The sequence below is a fragment of the Inquilinus sp. 2KB_23 genome (assembly GCF_052115705.1).
GTDB classification, from domain to species: Bacteria; Pseudomonadota; Alphaproteobacteria; order DSM-16000; family Inquilinaceae; genus Inquilinus; species Inquilinus ginsengisoli_A.
Window position 1 is genome coordinate 73,608 of sequence record NZ_JBFRHF010000006.1, and the last position, 17,797, is coordinate 91,404.

Annotated in this window: 14 protein-coding genes; 4 read left to right on the top strand and 10 right to left on the bottom strand. The window is 70.1% G+C overall.

The annotated features are described in order from the left end of the window. Positions 1-32 precede the first annotated feature (32 nt). Positions 33-671 (bottom strand): ABC transporter substrate-binding protein, encoded by a 639-nt coding sequence (locus tag AB4112_RS09575; protein WP_441718957.1) that lies wholly within the window; start codon positions 669-671, stop codon positions 33-35. Between the two features lie 58 nt (positions 672-729). Further along, positions 730-2,679 (bottom strand): 1-deoxy-D-xylulose-5-phosphate synthase, encoded by a 1,950-nt coding sequence (dxs, locus tag AB4112_RS09580; protein WP_441718960.1) that lies wholly within the window; start codon positions 2,677-2,679, stop codon positions 730-732. Positions 2,680-2,918: 239 nt separating this feature from the next. Between dxs and ispH the strand changes: the two genes are divergently transcribed. Next, positions 2,919-3,857: a 4-hydroxy-3-methylbut-2-enyl diphosphate reductase gene (ispH, locus tag AB4112_RS09585; RefSeq protein WP_309800166.1), complete on the top strand. Its 939-nt coding sequence runs from the start codon at positions 2,919-2,921 to the stop codon at positions 3,855-3,857. A gap of 47 nt (positions 3,858-3,904) precedes the next feature. Next, positions 3,905-5,059 (top strand): adenosyl-hopene transferase HpnH, encoded by a 1,155-nt coding sequence (gene hpnH, locus AB4112_RS09590; protein WP_309800162.1) that lies wholly within the window; start codon positions 3,905-3,907, stop codon positions 5,057-5,059. Here hpnH and AB4112_RS09595 read toward each other — a convergent pair. The 5 genes from AB4112_RS09595 to AB4112_RS09615 all read right to left on the bottom strand — a co-directional run bounded on the left by AB4112_RS09595 (position 5,006) and on the right by AB4112_RS09615 (position 11,176). Beyond that, positions 5,006-5,668 carry a phosphorylase family protein gene (locus AB4112_RS09595; protein ID WP_441718964.1) on the bottom strand — a complete coding sequence of 221 codons (663 nt, stop codon included), beginning with the start codon at positions 5,666-5,668 and terminating at the stop codon, positions 5,006-5,008. The two genes, hpnH and AB4112_RS09595, sit on opposite strands and share 54 nt — an antisense overlap. 292 nt (positions 5,669-5,960) lie before the next feature. Further along, complete coding sequence (gene shc / locus AB4112_RS09600) at positions 5,961-7,910, bottom strand: squalene--hopene cyclase (protein ID WP_441718967.1); 1,950 nt, start codon at positions 7,908-7,910, stop codon at positions 5,961-5,963. After that, positions 7,907-9,082 (bottom strand): glycosyltransferase, encoded by a 1,176-nt coding sequence (locus AB4112_RS09605; RefSeq protein ID WP_441718970.1) that lies wholly within the window; start codon positions 9,080-9,082, stop codon positions 7,907-7,909. The genes shc and AB4112_RS09605 overlap by 4 nt, the downstream gene beginning before the upstream one ends. A gap of 8 nt (positions 9,083-9,090) precedes the next feature. Continuing rightward, the gene (hpnA, locus tag AB4112_RS09610; protein ID WP_441718973.1) at positions 9,091-10,086 is read right to left on the bottom strand and encodes a hopanoid-associated sugar epimerase; all 996 of its coding nucleotides are present in this window, start codon (positions 10,084-10,086) and stop codon (positions 9,091-9,093) included. A 334-nt stretch (positions 10,087-10,420) separates the two neighbouring features. Continuing rightward, complete coding sequence (locus AB4112_RS09615; protein WP_441718977.1) at positions 10,421-11,176, bottom strand: SDR family oxidoreductase; 756 nt, start codon at positions 11,174-11,176, stop codon at positions 10,421-10,423. 566 nt (positions 11,177-11,742) lie between these two features. Here AB4112_RS09615 and AB4112_RS09620 point away from each other — a divergent pair. Both AB4112_RS09620 and hpnE read left to right on the top strand, forming a co-directional pair. Next, a complete protein-coding gene (locus AB4112_RS09620; protein ID WP_309800147.1) occupies positions 11,743-13,470 on the top strand; it encodes a squalene/phytoene synthase family protein in 1,728 nt (575 codons plus the stop codon). Then, the gene (hpnE, locus tag AB4112_RS09625; RefSeq protein WP_309800144.1) at positions 13,467-14,729 is read left to right on the top strand and encodes a hydroxysqualene dehydroxylase HpnE; all 1,263 of its coding nucleotides are present in this window, start codon (positions 13,467-13,469) and stop codon (positions 14,727-14,729) included. The genes AB4112_RS09620 and hpnE overlap by 4 nt, the downstream gene beginning before the upstream one ends. A 154-nt stretch (positions 14,730-14,883) precedes the next feature. On the opposite strand, the gene AB4112_RS09630 is transcribed toward hpnE, so the two are convergent. From AB4112_RS09630 to AB4112_RS09640, 3 genes are all read right to left on the bottom strand, one after another. Then, entirely contained in the window at positions 14,884-15,921 is a 1,038-nt protein-coding gene (locus AB4112_RS09630; protein ID WP_309800141.1) for an LLM class flavin-dependent oxidoreductase, read from the bottom strand. A gap of 242 nt (positions 15,922-16,163) precedes the next feature. Next, positions 16,164-16,958, bottom strand: a complete 795-nt coding sequence (locus tag AB4112_RS09635) for a phytanoyl-CoA dioxygenase family protein (RefSeq protein ID WP_309800138.1) — start codon at positions 16,956-16,958, stop codon at positions 16,164-16,166. Positions 16,959-16,960: 2 nt separating this feature from the next. Then, entirely contained in the window at positions 16,961-17,788 is an 828-nt protein-coding gene (locus AB4112_RS09640) for an NTP transferase domain-containing protein (protein ID WP_441718983.1), read from the bottom strand. Positions 17,789-17,797 lie beyond the last annotated feature (9 nt).

The window sequence follows — 17,797 nt, forward strand, 5'->3', positions numbered from 1 at the left end:
AGGCATCGCCTCCGCCGGAAACCGGCCGGGGATCACTTTTTCGGCGTCAGCTCGACGATCTTGCTTTCGATCATCTTGACCAGCCCATCGCCGCCGCCGCTGCGCAGCGTCGCCCCGAAATCGGAGCGGTAGTTGGCGAGCTGGCTGATGGTGCCGTTCAGATACACGTCGATGATCTGCCAGCTCGGCCCGTTGGCCCGCAGGCGGTAGTTCAGCGCCACCGCGCCGCCATTGGCCATGACCAGCTTGGTCGCGACCACCTGGTCGCCGCCGGTGACCGACGTGGCGTCGGCGCTTTCAAACTTCTCACCGTTATAGCCGGCGAAGCGGGCGGCATAGGTCGTGATGCTGAAGCGGCGGAACACGTCGACGATCTTCTGCTGCTGGTCCGGCTTCAGGGACGCCCAGTCCGGACCGACGGAGATCCGCGCCATCAGCGGCAGGTTGAACACCTGGTCGAGCACCGGAGCGAGCTTCTGATAACGGCCCTGGAACCCCAGCGAATCGGCATTCTTCATGACGTCGAGCAGGGCCTGGTCGAGGGTGTCGATGACCTGGCGCGGCGAGGTGGCCGCCGCGGCCTGCTGGGACGCCGCCGGTGCTGCGGCGAGCGGAAGCGGGAGCAGCAGCGCGAGGGCCACGGCGAGGCGGGGAAGGACAGGCGAGCGCATGGTCTTCTTCCGATCTGGGACGGTTGTGGACGGTCGCCACCGAAGTTCACGAAGCGGTTTAGCCAACCAATGATGGTTTCAACCCGGCCTCGTGCCGAGAAGTTCCGAGCGCCGTGAGCGCCGTCGCCACGATGTGGGCGGCGTTCAACGCCGCGGCTTCGTACTGGGCGGCCGGCGTGTCGTGGTCGATGAAGCGGTCGGGCAGCACCATCGGCCGGATCTTCAACCCGGCGTCGAGCGCCCCGCTGACCGCGAGATGGTGCAGCACATGTGACCCGAAGCCGCCGATCGCGCCTTCCTCGATCACGATCAGCACCTCATGCTCACGGGCCAGCCGATCGACCAGCGCGGCGTCCAGCGGCTTGGCGAATCGGGCGTCGGCGACCGTGGTGCGCAGGCCGAGCGCGTCCAGCTCCTCCGCCACCTTCAGGCTCTCCTGCAGCCGGGTGCCGAGGCTGAGGATGGCGATCGGGCCGCCGCCCTCGCGGATGATTCGGCCGCGGCCGATCTCCAGCGGCTCGCCCCGCGCCGGCAACGCGGCACCGGTGCCCTCGCCGCGGGGATAGCGCACCGCCGAGGGCCGGTCGTCGATCGCCGCCGCGGTCGCGACCATGTGCATCAGCTCGGCCTCGTCGGCCGGCGCCATGATCACGATGCCCGGCACCATGCCGAGATAGCCGATGTCGAAGCTGCCGGCATGGGTGGCGCCGTCGGCGCCGACCAGCCCGGCCCGGTCGATGGCGAAGCGGACCGGCAGCGACTGGATGGCGACGTCGTGGATCACCTGGTCGTAGGCGCGCTGCAGGAAGGTCGAATAGATCGCGCAGAACGGCTTCATCCCCTCCGCCGCCAGGCCGGCGGCGAAAGTGACCGCATGCTGCTCGGCGATGCCGACATCGAAGGTGCGGTCGGGGAAGCGCTTGGCGAAGGCATCGATGCCGGTGCCCGAGGGCATCGCGGCGGTGATGCCGACCACCAGCGGGTCCGCCTCGGCCTCGGCCACCAGGGCGCGGCCGAACACCGCGGTGTAGCTGGGCGCGGCCGGCGTCGCCTTGACCTGGGTGCCGGTGACCACGTCGAACCTGGCGACGGCGTGCAGCTTGTCCGCGGTCTGGGCGGCCGGAGCGTAGCCATGGCCCTTCTCGGTCACGACATGGACCAGGATCGGCCCCGGGTCGCGCCAGTCGCGCACATTGCGCAGCACCGGCAGCAGGTGGTCGAGATTGTGCCCGTCGATCGGGCCGACATAGGAAAAGCCCATCTCCTCGAACAACGTGCCGCCGGTGACGAAGCCGCGGGCATACTCCTCGGCCTTCTTCGCCGCCCGGGCCACCGGCGACGGCATCATGGCGGTGACATCACGCACCAGGTGCCGCAGCGAGCGGTAGGGTCGCGACGAGATCAGCCGCGACAAATACGCGCTCATGGCCCCCACCGGCGGCGCGATCGACATGTCGTTGTCGTTGAGCACGACGATCAGCCGCGACGCCATCGCCCCGGCATTGTTCATCGCCTCATAGGCCATCCCGGCGCTCATCGACCCGTCGCCGATCACGGCGATGACGTTGCGCTGCTCGCCCTTCGCGTCGCGGGCCACGGCCATGCCGAGCGCGGCGGAGATCGAGGTCGAGCTGTGGGCGGCGCCGAACGGGTCGTATTCGCTCTCCGACCGCCGGGTGAAGCCGGACAGCCCGCCGCCCTGACGCAATGTGCGAATACGGTCCCGCCGGTCGGTCAGGATCTTGTGCGGGTAGGCCTGGTGCCCCACATCCCAGATCAGCCGGTCGTTCGGCGTGTCGAACACGGCATGCAGGGCGACGGTCAGTTCGACCACGCCGAGGCCGGCGCCGAGATGACCGCCGGTGACCGAGACGGCATCCAACAGCTCGGTGCGCAGCTCGTCCGCGATCTGCTTGAGCGCGTCGTCGTCATTGAGGTTGCGGAGGCTGGCAGGTCCCTGAAGCTGATCGAGGAGCGGTGTTCGACTATCCGTCCCGGGTCGTCCCATCAAACGTCGCTCCCAAATCTCCTCGGCGGAGGCATCGTCCCGATATCGCGCTCCGGCGGCCTACAGAGTAAGCACATCTGCGGGTGGCGAGCAATTTGACGATTGGCAAGAGGGCATCTCCGTTGCGGTTCCGTCATGGTCACGCGTAGTGACACACGAAGTTGACGCGTTGTATGTTTCAAATGAGAGCGATTCACTCTGGCGTCCCCCTGCTTCCAAGCCAGACCCAAAGGTGCCGTATGCGGATCATCTTGGCCCAACCCCGAGGCTTTTGCGCTGGCGTTGAGCGAGCCATAGAAATTGTCGAGCGGGCGTTGGAGATCTACGGCCAGCCCGTGTATGTCCGCCACGAGATCGTGCACAACCGGCACGTGGTCGAGAGCCTGCGCGCCAAGGGCGCCCGGTTCGTCGACGAGCTCGACGAGGTTCCGGCCGGCAGCATCACGATCTTCAGCGCGCATGGTGTCGCCCAGGCGGTCGAGGCGGATGCCGAGCAGCGGGGGCTGCAGGTGATCGACGCCACCTGCCCGCTGGTCTCGAAGGTCCATATCGAGGGCCGGCGTTATGCGGCACAGGATCGCACCGTCATCCTGATCGGCCATGCCGGCCACGCCGAGGTCGAGGGCACCACGGGGCAGATCCCCGGCGGCGTGACCCTGATCTCGTCGGTCGAGGATGTGGCCACGCTGCAGGTGCCGGACCCGGACAAGGTGTCCTACATCACCCAGACCACGCTGAGCGTCGACGACACCAAGGCCGTCATCGACGCGCTGAAGGTCAAGTTCCCGGCGATCGTCGGGCCGGACACCAGGGACATCTGCTACGCCACCCAGAACCGCCAGGGCGCGGTACGGGAACTGGCGCAGATCGTCGATGTCCTCTTGGTGATCGGGGCCCGCAACAGCTCCAATTCCAATCGGCTGCGCGAGATCGGCGACGAGCTCGGCGTGCCGAGCTACCTGATCGACGACGCCTCGGGCCTGGACCCGGAATGGCTGGTCGGCAAGAATACCGTCGGCGTCACCGCCGGCGCCTCCGCACCGGACAGCCTGGTGCAGGAACTCGTCGAAACTCTGCAACGCTTCGGTGAGGTCGAGGTCTCGACCCTGCAGGGCGTCGCCGAAAACATCCGCTTCCGCCTGCCCTCCCAGTTGACCGTGCCGGTCCCTGCCGAGTAGGCAGGGCCGCACGGCCTGGGTTTCGGCTGAAAGTCTGTGAAGGTCCCATGGGTATTCCGCTTCAACAGCAGATCCGTATTGGCGCTTATCTTCTCAAGCAGCACGTCTTGGGAACCAAGCGCTATCCGATGGTCCTGATGCTGGAACCGCTGTTCCGGTGCAACCTGGCTTGCGCCGGCTGCGGCAAGATCGACTATCCCGATGAGATCCTGAACCAGCGCCTGTCGGTGGCCGACTGCCTGCAGGCGGTGGATGATTCGGGCGTGCCCGTGGTCTCGATCGCCGGCGGCGAGCCGCTGCTGCACAAGGAGATGGCGGAGGTGGTGCAGGGCATCATCGACCGCAAGAAGTACGTCTACCTGTGCACCAATGCGCTGCTGATGGAGAAGAAGCTCGACCAGTACAAGCCGAGTCCATTCCTGATCTGGTCGGTCCATCTCGACGGCGACCAGGAGGACCACGACCGGTCGGTGTGCCAGGACGGCGTCTATGACCGCGCGGTCAAGGCGATCAAGGCCGCCAAGGCCCGCGGCTTCCGCGTCAACATCAACTGTACGCTGTTCAACAACGCCGTGCCGGAGCGTGTCGCGGCCTTCTTCGACGACGTCAAGGAGATGGGCGTCGACGCCATCACGGTCTCGCCCGGCTATGCCTATGAGCGGGCGCCGGACCAGGAGCATTTCCTGAGCCGTCAGACCACCAAGCAGCTGTTCCGCGACATCTTCAAGCGCGGCGAGAACGGCAAGCGCTGGTCGTTCAGCCAGTCCACGATGTTCCTCGACTTCCTGGCCGGCAACCAGACCTATCACTGCACGCCCTGGGGCAACCCGACGCGCACCTATTTCGGCTGGCAGCGGCCCTGCTACCTCCTGGGCGAGGGCTATGCCCAGACCTACAAGGAGCTGATGGAAGACACCGACTGGGACAAGTACGGCACCGGCAACTACGAGAAGTGCGCCAACTGCATGGTGCATTCCGGCTACGAGGCCAGCGCGGTCAAGGACATGTTCCGCAACCCGCTGAAGGCCTTCCTGGTCAGCATGCGCGGCATCCGCACCGAAGGGAAGATGGCGCCCGAGATCTCGCTCGACCGTCAGCGTCCCGCCGAGTTCGTGTTCTCGTCCCACGTCCAGAAGGCGCTGGACAAGCTACGCCACACCCCGAAGGTGGCCGCGGCGAAGGGCGCCGGCGGCGGCAAGTAGCGCCGCCATTGCCGCACCGCTCTGCCGCCCCAGGCGGATGAGCGCCGGTAACTGACCAGGGCTGCGGGCCAGGGCCCGCAGCACCGGCCCCACCGCGGGCCTTCCCTCCGCATCCAGACCGACCAGCGCGGCCGGCGGCAGCCCATGCGCCGCCGGGTCCGCCACGGCCCGCAGCACGCCGAAGGGCAGCCCGGCCGCCACGGCGGCGGCTGCGAGCGCGGCACTCTCCAGATCGATGATGTCGGCGCCGCTGTCGCGGTGCAGCGCGGCCTTGGCCGCCGAGGTGTCGACGATGACGTCGCCGCCCCAGACCACACCCCGTGAGGCGCCCGGCAGGGCGGCCGCCAGCTGCACCGCCAAGCCGGGATCGCAGGCGTGACCGCCGGCGCCGGTGCGGACCGCGGTGCCGATCACCAGGTCGCCGCTGCGCAGGCCCGGCGCCAGTCCGCCGGCGATGCCGAAGCTGAGCAGCGCCGTGGCGCCCTGCGCCACCAGGTCCCGCGCCAGCGCCTCCGCCCGCGCCGGATCGCTGGCCGAGCACAGCACCAGCGGCGAGATCGCCCGTGCGATCTCCGCCTCCCTGGCCAGGCCGGTCAGGATGCCGAGCATGGGTCGCTCCTCATCCAGACCAGCCCGTCATCCCGTGCGCGCTGCGGCGCGAAGTGCCGCTGCGCAGACACGGGATCCCGTCGCGGCCCAGAGGAGATCCCCGCTTTCGCGGGGATGACGATGAGAGGGAGAGGTAGGATTTCCCTCTGCAGAGACCGTCTGGAAGCGCGTTGGCGTGAGTCGGCTGGTGGTGGCGCCGAGAACCGGCGCGCAGCGGACGTTTGGTCCGTGAGCACCGGAAGCGCAGGCGCCGCCATCAGACGGCCGCGCCGGCGCGCTTCCAAGCGGTCTCTCACATCCCGACCTCGATCCGGCCGCTGTTGCTGTCGCGCAGGCGGCGGTAGCGGGACAGGGCCCAGGTCGGGAAGAAGGCGGGGTAGCCGTGATAGCGCAGGTAGAACACCCGGGGGAAGCCGACCGCGGTGAAGCTGGGCTCGTCCCACAGCCCGTCGAGGCGCTGCTGCGCCGAGATCCAGGCGATGCCCCGGGCCACCGCGGGATGGTCGGTCTCGCCCGCCGCCATCAGCGCCAGCACCGCCCAGGCGGTCTGCGACGCGGTCGAGGTGGCCGGCGTCATCTCCGGCTTGCCGGCATAATAGCTGTCGCCGGATTCGCCCCAGCCGCCATCCTCGCGCTGCTGCGCCAGCAGCCAGGCCACGGCGCGGCGGATATAGGGCGCTTGCATGTCGGCCGCGACCGCGTTGAGGGCGCACAGCACCGACCAGGTGCCGTAGATGTAGTTGGTGCCCCAGCGCCCGAACCAGGAGCCGTCGGCCTCCTGCTCGCGCCGCAGGAACTCCAGCCCGCGCGCCACCACCGGATCGTCTGCGCGCCTACCTAGCTGGCCGAGCATGCTGAGGCAGCGCGCCGTGACATCCGATGTCGGCGGGTCGAGCAGCGCGCCGTGGTCGGCGAAGGGGATGTGGTTGAGGTAGTGGTAGGTGTTGTCGACCTCGAACGCCGCCCAGCCGCCATTCTTGCTCTGCAGCCCGACCAGCCATTCGACGCCGCGGTCGATCGCCTCGCGGTAGCGCTCCGGGTCGGCGCGGTGCATCGCCATCACCACCACCGCGGTGTCGTCGAGGTCGGGATAGTGCGGGTTGGCGTACTGGAAGGCCCAGCCGCCGGGCCGCACATCCGGCCGCCGGTCGGCCCAGTCGCCCTTGACGTCCAGCACCTGCTTGCCGACCAGCCAGTCGAGGCCCCGCTTCGCCCGCGCCACCGCCTCAGGGTCGCCGGCATCCAGCAGCGCATGGGCGGTCAGGGCGGTGTCCCACACCGGCGACAGGCAGGGCTGGGCGTAGGTGACGCCGTCGACGGTCTCGACCAGCTTCTCGACCGAGGCCCAGGCGGTCTTGAGGTCCGGATGGTCGTCCGGATAGCCCAGGCAGTGGAACATCATCACGGAATTGGCCATGGCCGGGTAGATCGCGCCCAGCCCGTCCTCGCCGTTCAGCCGCTCGGTGACGAAGGCCACCGCCTTGTCGACCGACTTACGCCGCCGCGGGAAGAACGGCTCGATCGGCCGCAGCACCCCGTCCAGCCGGCGGAAGAACCGGCCCCAGAAGGTGCCGTCGGCATGGACGTGCCAGTTCTTCACGTTCTCCGGCGGCTCGACCATCAGCTCCTGGATCGACAGCGCACCGGGTGAGGCCGGCCGCGGCTTCTTCGCCATCAGCACCAGCAGCGGCACGATCACCGTCCGGCTCCAGTACGACACCTTATTGAGCTGGAACGGGAACCAGGAGGGCAGCACCATGATCTGCACCGGCATCACCGGCACCGCCCGCCACGGCACCTGCTCGAACAGGGCCAGCAGGATGCGGGTGAAGACATTGGCGCGGGCGGCGCCGCCGGCGGCCAGGATGGCGGCGCGGGCGCGGGCCATGTGCGGCGCGTCGACATCGTCGCCCGCCGCCTTCAGCGCGAAATAGGCCTTCACGCTGGCGCTGATGTTGAACGGCCCGTCATGCCACAGCGGCCAGCCGTCATGCGTGGCCGACTGGATGCCGCGGATGTAGGTGGCCAGCAGCGCCTCCTTCTCGCGGTCGACCACGCCGAGGAAGTGCTTCAGCAGGATGTATTCGGCCGGGATGGTGGCGTCGGCCTCGAGGATGAACGCCCAGTGGCCGTCCTCGCGCTGCAGGCCGAGCAGCCCGTCCACGCCGCGGCCGATCGCCTCGTCGAGGGTGGTGCGCGTGGGCGTGGCGAGGTCGGCGGTCTGGGGGCTGTGCATGGTCATGGCGAGGGGTTTCGGGGCTGACGGGACGGGGCGGGCGAGGCGCCGGGCTGGTCGTAGACGCGGCCCTTCCAGGCCCCGCCGACGCCGGCCCAGTGGCGCCGCGCCGAATCGATCGTGGCGCCGAGATAGACCAGCGCCGCGACCGGCAGGAACGGTGCCCACAAAGGCGAGCGCCGGTAGAACAGCAGCATGGGCAGGTAGCACCCGCTCATGATCGCCCAGGCGGCCAGGGCGACATATCGCGCCGCCCCCTGCCCCGCGATCGTCACGACCGGCGGCACCAGGTAGGTGACGACCAGGCCGGCGACGGTCCCGGCCAGCAGCCAGGGCGAATAGCGCAGCTGGGTATAGGCCGTCCGGGCCACCATGCGCCAGATCTCGCCGACATGACCGTAATCGCGCAGGCTTTCCGCCTCGTCGGTGAGGTCGAGCCGGATCCGGCCGTTACGCTTCAGTGCGGCCGCCAGGGTGCAGTCGTCGATCAGCGCGTCGCGGATGGACTCGATGCCGCCGATACGGGCCAGGGCGGTGCGCCGCACCAGCATGCAGCCGCCGCCGGCGCCGGCGGTCGGCCGGTCGGCGCGGTTCACCCAGGCGAAGGGGTACAGCATCTTGAAGAAGAACACGAAGGGCGGGATCAGCCAGCGTTCGGCGGCGGCGACGCAGCGCAGCCGCACCATCTGCGACACCAGGTCGAGCCGGTCGATCTCGCCCCGCGCCACCAGCTGCGCCAGGTTGCCCGGCCGGTGGACGATGTCGCCGTCGGTCAGCAGGATCCAGCGCGCCTCCGGCGCCACCCGCTCCGCCGCCGCGACGCCCTGCGACACCGCCCACATCTTGCCGACCCAGCCGGGCTGCAGCGGCGTGCCGGAAATGACGGTCAGCCGGTCGGCGGCGCCGGCCTCCGCCGCCGCGGCGCGGGCCAGGTCGGCGGTGCCGTCGGTCGACTGGTCGTCGACCACCACCACCTGCAGCCGGCCGGCATAGGCCTGGCGCAGCAGCGAGCCGACGGTGCCGCCGATGCCCTCGGCCTCGTTGCGCGCCGGGATCACCACCACGACATCGGGCCAGCTGGACGGCAGCGGCGCCTCGGGCGCGGTCGCGGTCTCCCAGAACCGGCCGCGGAACAGCCACAGGTTGAGCCAGACGACGAGGCTGGCAATCGCGAGCACCAGGCCGATCATTTCAGGTAGCCGTTGGTCCGGAACCAGTCGAGCGCATCGACCAGAGCCTGCCCCGCCGGGCGCGGCCGGTAGTCCAACGCACCCCTGGCCTTGTCGGAGGAGAAGAACATGGTGTGCCGCGCCATGCGCAGCGCGTCGCGGGTCACCATCGGCTCCTTGCCGGTCAGGCGCGACACCGCCTCGGCCACCAGCGCCACCGGCCAGATCGGGCCGAGCGGCAGCCGGATCTTCGGCGCCCGGCGCCCCACCAGGACGGAGATCTCGGCCAGGATGGCGGACAGGGTGAAATCCTCGCCGCCCAGGATGTAGCGTTCGCCGGGCGCGCCCCGGGCGAAGGCGGCCAGGTGGCCCTGGGCGACGTCGTCGACATGGACCAGGTTGAGGCCGGTGTCGACGAATGCGGGGATCCGCCCGGTCGCGGCCTCGACGATGATCCGGCCGGTCGGGGTCGGCTTGACGTCGCGCGGCCCGATCGGGGTCGAGGGGTTGACGATCACCACCGGCAGGCCGGTCTCGGCGGCCGCCAGCCGCGCCGCATCCTCGGCCAGGAACTTCGAGCGCTTGTAGGGGCCGATCATCTCGGCCGCGGTCGCCAGCGTGGTCTCGTCGGCCGGCCGGCCGTCGGGCCGGTGGCCCAGCGTCGCCACGCTGGAGGTGTAGACGGCGCGGGCCACCCCGGCGGCGGCGGCGGCGCGCAGGATCGCGGCGGTGCCGTCGACATTGGCCCGGTACATCGCCTGCGGGTCGCGGACCCACAGGCGATAGTCGGCCGCGACATGGAACAGGGCGGTGCAGCCGGCCAGCGCCGGGGCCAGGGTGGCAGGATCGGCGAGGTCGCCCTCGACCGGCTCGACCTCCAGCCCGGCGAGGTTGCGCCGGTCGCTGGCCGGGCGGACCAGCGCCTTGACCCGGTGGCCCTGAGCCAGCAGCGCGCGGGCGACCGCCGAGCCGACGAAGCCGGTGGCCCCGGTGACGAGGGCGATCTCGCTCATGCGGCCCCGCGGCCGCCGATTGAACGCCCGCCCGTCGAACGCGGGACCTGTCTCGGCAGTGTCATCATGGCGGCGAGACTGTCGAAGCGGGCCCGCCACCGCAACTTAAAAGGACGTAGCCCTCCCCGGCCCCTGCTGCATGCGGGGGATCGGCGGATGAAAGCTGGCACCTTGCATGGCCTCTCCACCCCCTTTCGTCATTGCGAGCGCAGCGAAGCAATCCATGGCGCCGCCTGGCATGGATTGCTTCGTCGGCTCGCCTCCTCGCAATGACGAAGAGGGGTGTGGCGCGGCTGAAAGGCGACGCGAAGGGCTGCGGTGGCCGACCACGTCTTCAGTCCGGGTTCATCGCCGCGAAGGTGGCGTCGTAGCGACCGTCCCGCTCGGCCCAGCGCCGAGCGCGGTCGCGCTCGACCAGCACCTCGCCCCGGGGATGGTCTCCCCGCTCCAGCAGCTGCATCACCTCCGCGACATAGGCGGCGACCGGCATGGCGCGCGGGTCGGAGGCCTGGCGGGCGCCGGTCAGCGCCGTCTGCACATAGGGCGGCGCGAGTTCGAGCACTTCGACGGGGACGCTGCGGAGCTGGTGACGCAGCGACTGGAGCCAGGAGTGCAGGAACGCCTTGCTGGCGCAGTAGGCCGGGAAGTCGGCACGGGGCACGAAGGCGAGGTTGGAGCTGGTGGCGATGATGGTCGCGTCCGGCCGTCCTTTCAGCACCGGCAGCAGCGCCGCCGTCACGCGCAGCACGCCCAGGATGTTGGTCTCCACGATCGCCTGGGCGTCGGCGGCATCCCAGCCGTCTGCCGCCATGTCCTCCGCCCGCGAGATGCCGGCGTTGGCGATCAGCACATTGAGGTCGGGAAAGCGCGCGCGAATTTCGGTCGCGAGGCGGGACAGCGCGGCCGGGTCATTGAGGTCGAGCGACATCCCGACCAGGCCGGGGCGACCGGCCGTGACTTCGTCCAGCAGGGCCTGCCGCCGCCCGGTGACGATGACGCGGTTGCCGCGCTGGTGCAGGGCCTCGGCCAGTGCCCGGCCGATGCCGCTGGTGCCGCCGGCGATCAGGATCGTGTTGCCGGTGATCTTCATGATTGCTGCCTTTCGTCATGAGAAAGGCGACGGCGGCCCCTGCCGCGAGCCATCCCGGGACGACAGCCGACGTCGCGGCGGGGACAGGCCCGGCCAGGATGGATGTGTCGAGCGGGCGAGCCGCAGAGCAGGAGAGTGAGGACATACCGTCGCGCCTTTTGCCTCGAGATCTCCCTGCTGGGACCTTCTCGACCAAGGACGCGTTGGATGACGGTAACGCCTACGGCAGCGCCATCGAGGCGGCTGCGGGCGGATGGTTAACGCCTGGGGAGCCCGACCGTCAAGCGGCCATGGCGTGTCGCCTCCCCCGCCGCCCCCTTCGTCATTGCGAGCGCAGCGAAGCAATCCATGGCGCCGCCTGACATGGATTGCTGCGTCGGCTGCGCCTCCTCGCAATGACGAAGAAGAGTGCGGGACAGGGGACAGTGCGGCGCTTGGTCCGCCGGCCTTTGCCTTGACAATTCCGGGGGGTCTGCGATCTGGTGGCCCGGTTCAGGGCCGCGCGACGGTTCAGCCGTCGCGCCGTCGTTTCCCGATCGGCCCTGGCCGATAGTAGACAGGCGATCATGACCGTGCCGGCCGACCGAGCCATTGCCGACTCTTCTCCGCCCGCCGGCGGTGCGCCCACTGCCGTGGAGGTGGCGGCGTCCAAGACCTCGCGCCAGGAGAACTTCCCCGTCGGGTCCTGGCTGCTGCCCAAGGCGCTGCGGCCGCATATCGCCGCCTTCTACCGCTTCGCCCGCACCGCCGACGACATCGGCGACGACCCCGACCTGGCACCGGCGGAGAAGCTGGCCCGGCTGGACGCGCTGGAGGCGGGGCTGACCGGGCCGGGGCCCGACTCCACCACCGCGATCCGCGCCTCGATCGCCGCGACCGGCGTCGGGCTGGTGGATTGCCGCGACATCCTCACCGCCTTCCGCCGCGATTCCGAGAATCGCAGCTGCGCCAGCTGGGACGACCTGATCGACTATTGCCGCTACTCCGCCAACCCGGTCGGGCGCTACCTGCTGCGGCTGCACGGCCAGGCGGAATCGACCTTCCCGGCCGGCGACGCGCTGTGCACCGTGCTGCAGATCCTGAACCACCTGCAGGATTGCGGCGACGACTGGCGCAAGCTGCGCCGCATCTATGTGCCGACCGACTGGATCGCGGCGGCCGGCGGCATCGACCGCTTCTTCACCGCCGACGAGGCCTCGGCCCGGCTGCGCCGTCCGGTGCTGGACCGCTGCCTCGACCTGGTCGACGCCATGCTCGACACCGCCACCACCCTGCCCGGCCAACTGACCTCGCGGCCGCTGGCGGCGGAGGTCAGCGTCATGCTGTGGCTGGCGCGCCGGCTGGCCGCCAGGCTGCGCGCCGGCGACCCGCTGCTGGGCCGGGTGGCGCTGGGCAAGAGCGACTTCGCCAGGGCGCTGCGCCCCGGCCTGTCGGTGATGGCCTTCGGCGCCAGGCCGCTGGACGATGCGACGCTGGTGCGGATGGCGGTCTTCCGCGCCAAATCCTCCTTCGCCGCCGGCATGCGCATCCTGCCGCCGGACGGCCGCCGCGCCATCTACGCCGTCTACGGCTTCTGCCGCCAGGTCGACGACATCGCCGATTCCACCGCGACGGTCGAGGAGAAGATCGCCGACCTCGCCGCCTGGCGCGAACGGCTGGACCGCATCTTCGCCGGCCGGGGCGAAGACCCGCTGGACCGCGAGATGATCTGGGCGATCCGGCGCTTCGACCTGCCGCGCGCCGAATTCGACGGCATGCTCGACGGCATGACCATCGACGCCGCGGCGGAGGTGCGGATCGCCGACCGCGCCGGGCTGGCGCATTACGCCCGCTGCGTCGCCGGCACCGTCGGCGTCCTGGCGGTCAAGATCTTCGGCTGCCCCGATGCGGCCAGCGAGGCCTTCGCCGTGGCCCAGGGCGAGGCGCTGCAGCTGACCAACATCCTGCGCGACGTCGACGAGGATGCCGGGCTGGGCCGGCTGTACCTGCCGGAGAGCTGGCTGCGCGAAGCCGGCATCTCGACCGACGCGCCGATCCCCACCATCGTCGCCGACCCACGGATCGCCCAGGTCTGCGCCCGGCTGGCGGCCGACATCGTGCCGCTCTACGCCGCCCTGCCCGGCCTGATGCCGCCGGGCACCGAGAAGCGGATGAAGGCGGCGCTGATCATGCAGCACAGCTATCGCCGCATCTTCGAGATGCTGCAGGCCCGCGGCTACACCGACCGCCGCGTCCGGCCGCGCCTGTCGAAGCGCGAGAAGCTCGGCATCCTGCTGTCGGCCCTGCTGAAGTGACGGCGCATGTGATCGGCGGCGGCCTCGCCGGGCTGGCCGCCGCGGTCGAGCTCGCCCGCACCGGCATCCCCGCCGTGGTGTACGAGGCCACGGCACGCCCCGGCGGCCGCTGCCGCGCCTTCCACGAGCCGGTGCTGGACCGCATCATCGACAACGGCAACCACTTGGTGCTGTCGGGCAACCGCAACGTGCGGCGCTATCTCGAGCTGATCGGCGCGGCCGACCGGCTGGCCGCCCCGGCCCGGCCGGGCTTCCGCTTCGTCGACCTGACCCGCGGCCGCGAGTTCACCCTGCGGCCCAACCGCGGGTCGCTGCCGTGGTGGATCCTGCGCGCCGGGCGCCGGGTGCCGGACACCCGGGCCGGCGACTATCTGGCGCTGCGCCGCCTGTCCAAGGCCGGGCCGGCCGACACCGTGGCCCAGGCCTTCCCGGCCGGCGAGCTGTATCGCTGCCTGATCGAGCCGCTGGCGGTCTCGGCCCTCAACACCCCCGCCGACGAGGCCTCGGCCCGCGGCCTGTGGGCGGTGGTGGAGCAGACCCTGGCCAAGGGCGGCGCCCAGACCATTCCGCTGATCGCCCGCAACGACCTGGCCGACACCTTCATCAACCCGGCGCTGGACTTCCTGCACCGCCGCCGCGTCACGGTGCGGACCGGGACCCGGATCAAGGCGCTGCATCTCGACGACGGCCGGGTCGAGGCGCTGGAGCTGGACCAGGGGCTGCTGCCGCTGGCGCCGGACGACCAGGTGGTGCTGGCGGTGCCGCCGGCGATCGCCGCCCGGCTGGTGCCGGGGTTGGTGGTGCCGGAGGCGGACGAGCCGATCGTCAACGGCCATTTCGCCATCCCGCTGCGGGACGAGCCGCACGACATCGCCGGCATCGTCGGCGGCACGGCGCATTGGGTGTTCCGCCGCCCCGGCATCGCCAGCACCACGGTCAGCGCCGCCCGCGACCTGGTGGACGCGCCGGCGGAGGCGATCGCGGCGCTTCTGTGGGCCGATGTGGTGCGGGCCTTCCCGGACCTGGCCGGCGACCTGCCGCTGTACCGAATCATCAAGGAGAAGCGGGCGACCATCCGCCAGACCCCGGCCGACGAGGCCCGGCGTCCGCCCTGCTCCACCGGCTTCGCCAATCTGTGGCTGGCGGGCGACTGGACCGCGACCGGCTTGCCGGCGACGATCGAAGGCAGCCTGCTGTCCGGCTTCCGCGCCGCCGAGCACATCCGCGGCCGCGGCACGGCCCGTGGCCGGAAGCGGTGATCGTTGGGTTCTGTTGCGGGTTTAATTTTTATTGTCATGCCACGGCTTGACCGTGGCATCCAGGGACGGCCAGAGCGGCTCTCGATGGCCCCTGGATTGCCCGGTCAAGCCGGGCAATGACAGTGATGGGGATGGTGGGCCGGCGCCCTACGCATCATGCCGAGGCCAGCATGTCCCGCACCAGCGGCGCCACCTTGCTGCCGAACAGCTCGATGCTGCGCATCAGCTTGGGGTGCGGCAGGGTGCCGGCGCTGTACTTCATCTGGAAGCGCGCGGCGCCCAGCGCCGTGACCGTGGCGACGATCTTGCGGGCGACCGTCTCCGGCGACCCGACATAGAGCGAGCCGTGCTCGGCCTCGCGCTCGAACTCGTCCTGCCCCATCGGCGGCCAGCCGCGCTCGCCGCCGATGCGGTCGCGCATACGCTTGTAGTCGGGGTACAACTCCTCGCGCGCCTGGGCGTCGGTGTCGGCGACATAGCCGGGCGAGTGGATGCCGATCGGCAGCACCGGCTTGCCCAGCTGCGCAAAGGCGCGGTGGTACAGGTCGACATAGGGCCGGAAGCGCTTGGGGTCGCCGCCGATGATGGCCAGCGCCAGCGGCAGCTCGTAGCGCGCGGCGCGGACCACCGATTCCGGGCTGCCGCCGACGCCGATCCAGGTCTTCAGCCGCCCGGTCTCGACCGGCGGAAACACGCTCTGGTTGCGCAGCGGCGGGCGGGTGGTGCCCTGCCAGGTCACCGGCTCCTGCCGCAGCAGCGCCGCGAACAGGTCCAGCTTCTCCTCGAACAGCGTCTCGTAGTCGCTCAGCGCGAAGCCGAACAGCGGGAAGGATTCGGTGAAGGAGCCGCGACCGAGGATGACCTCGGCCCGCCCGTTCGACGCGGCATCGAGGGTGGAGAAGCGTTGGAAGACGCGGATCGGGTCGTCGGAGCTGAGCACCGTGACCGCGGAGCCGAGATGGATCCGGCTGGTGCGGCCGGCGATCGCCGCCAGCAGCACCTCGGGCGCGGACACCGCGAAATCGGCGCGGTGATGCTCGCCGACGCCGAAATAGTCGATGCCGAGCTGGTCGGCCAGCACGCCTTCCTCGATGACGTCGCGCAGCACCTGCCCGTGCGGCAGCAAGGCGCCGTCCGCACCAGTGGTGACGTCGCCGAAAGTGTCCAGGCCGAGTTCGAGGGGCTGTGCCATCAGGGTCTCTAGGTCGCGGGAATCGTCACCGCAGAGATGGCCCCCGGGCGCGGCCGGTCAACGGCGCCCGCGGAAACAGACTGTCCTACGGATGGATCTTCTCGCCCGCGCGCTCCGTCGCAGCGCTCCCCAATTGTCATGCCACGGCTTGACCGTGGCATCCAGGGGCGGCCAGAGCAGCTCTCGGTGGCTCCTGGATTGCCCCGGTCGAGCCGGGCAATGATAGGAAGAGGAAGCCGCGACTACACCCGGAACTTGTAGGCCTTGCCCGGCTCGCGCTCGATGTCGGGCGGGAAGTTGGCCCGCTTCTCCGCAAAGTAGCGCTCGCGGTGGTCGCCATCGGCCAGGCGGTTGTAGGTCAGGTACAGGATGCGCCGCGCCTTGTCGGTCAGGTTCGGCTTCGAGGCGTGCGGGGCGTAGCTGTCGAAGAACAGCACGTCGCCCGGTTCGGTCGTCACCGGGTCCAGCGTGAAGCCCGCCATCTGGGCGTCGGTCAGCGGCTTCCACTCCTCGCCGATCATCCCCGTCAGGCGCGGCGTGTCCGCCATCTCCAGGCAGCCGTTCTCGACCGTGGCGCGGTCGACCGAGACCATCACGGTGAGGAAGATCGGGGCGTAGCGCGACCAGCCGGCCTGCTGGTCCTGGTGCGGCTCGAACCCGGCGCCGCCCGCCATCTTGAAGTTGATCTTCTCCTTGTACAGGCAGGAGGGGCCTTCGAGCAGCTGCTCCACCGCCTGGAACAGCCGGCCGCCGCGGACCAGCCCGTCGAACTGCGGGTGGTAGGGGCAGAAGTTCTCGATCCGCTGCACCACGCGCTGGTTCGGGTCCAGCAGGCTGGGCTCGTAATAGACCATGTGCTTGCCCGGCTCTTCGGGCATGGCGCTGAGCTCGTCGGTCCAGCGGGTGATCGCCGCGGTCTCGGCCGCGTCGAAGAAGCCGCGGGCGGCGACCCAGCCGGTGCGCCCGTAGGCCGCAAGGTCTTCGGCGGAAAGCGGGCCGGCTGCGCCGGTGCGGCCGGGGGGCAGGGAATCGGGCATTCTCAACGCTCCAACTGCGGCAGGATCTCCTGTCGCGCGCGGGTGACATCCACGTCGAAGTCGATCTCGGTCCAGGGCAGGTCGCTGATGTCGGCGACGCCGAAACGGCCGGGCTCGGCCAGGATCAGGTCGCGGATCGCTTCCTCATACTCCACAGTGGTGATGCCCTGGCCGACATACCAGTCGGTGCGCTCACCGAGCGCACGCGCCATATCGGGCGAGAAGCGGAAAAAGCCGACCGATTCCCCGTGCCAGTCATGGGCGTGCTCGGGCTTCTTGCGGAAGTCGACGATGACGTCGCCGCGGAAGCAGATCTTCACCGGCTCGTCGCCCGGCTCGATCTCGCGGTCGACCAGCAGCGTGTTCTCCGGCGCCGCGGCCAGCAGCCGGCCGATCATGGCGGCGCCGTACAGCACGTCGCCATCCATCAGCACGACCGGGGCGCCGGACGACAACAGGTCGCGCTGGGCCCACAGCGAGACCAGGCTGCCCTCGCGGTAGCGCGGGTTCTCGACGAAGCGGATGCGGCTGGTGAGGCCGAGCCGCTCGATCTCATGCCGGATCGAGTCGCCCTCATGCCCGATGGTGATCGAGATGTCTTCGACCCCATTGGCGTGAAGCGCGGCGATATGCCGTTCCAGCAGCGATCGGCCGCCGAACTGAAGGAGGATTTTTGGGCCGTCCACGGCCGTTCCCAGGCGTCGCCCGACCCCGGCCGCGAGGATGATCGCGGCGGTCGAACGCCCATCGCTATATGACAAGACCGTGATGCTCCGGTTGCATTTTTCGGACGCAGGATGAAGATACAGGCCGATATGGCGGCCCGGCAAGGCGCTGGA

Bases quoted from the DNA above. Each gene is read 5' to 3' on its own strand.
- AB4112_RS09630 (WP_309800141.1), bottom strand. From the start codon at position 15,921: ATGGCACAGCCCCTCGAACTCGGCCTGGACACTTTCGGCGACGTCACC.
- ispH (WP_309800166.1), top strand. From the start codon at position 2,919: ATGCGGATCATCTTGGCCCAACCCCGAGGCTTTTGCGCTGGCGTTGAG.
- AB4112_RS09635 (WP_309800138.1), bottom strand. From the start codon at position 16,958: ATGCCCGATTCCCTGCCCCCCGGCCGCACCGGCGCAGCCGGCCCGCTT.
- hpnH (WP_309800162.1), top strand. From the start codon at position 3,905: ATGGGTATTCCGCTTCAACAGCAGATCCGTATTGGCGCTTATCTTCTC.
- shc (WP_441718967.1), bottom strand. From the start codon at position 7,910: ATGACCATGCACAGCCCCCAGACCGCCGACCTCGCCACGCCCACGCGC.
- AB4112_RS09575 (WP_441718957.1), bottom strand. From the start codon at position 671: ATGCGCTCGCCTGTCCTTCCCCGCCTCGCCGTGGCCCTCGCGCTGCTG.
- AB4112_RS09615 (WP_441718977.1), bottom strand. From the start codon at position 11,176: ATGAAGATCACCGGCAACACGATCCTGATCGCCGGCGGCACCAGCGGC.
- dxs (WP_441718960.1), bottom strand. From the start codon at position 2,679: ATGGGACGACCCGGGACGGATAGTCGAACACCGCTCCTCGATCAGCTT.
- AB4112_RS09595 (WP_441718964.1), bottom strand. From the start codon at position 5,668: ATGCTCGGCATCCTGACCGGCCTGGCCAGGGAGGCGGAGATCGCACGG.
- hpnA (WP_441718973.1), bottom strand. From the start codon at position 10,086: ATGAGCGAGATCGCCCTCGTCACCGGGGCCACCGGCTTCGTCGGCTCG.
- AB4112_RS09620 (WP_309800147.1), top strand. From the start codon at position 11,743: ATGACCGTGCCGGCCGACCGAGCCATTGCCGACTCTTCTCCGCCCGCC.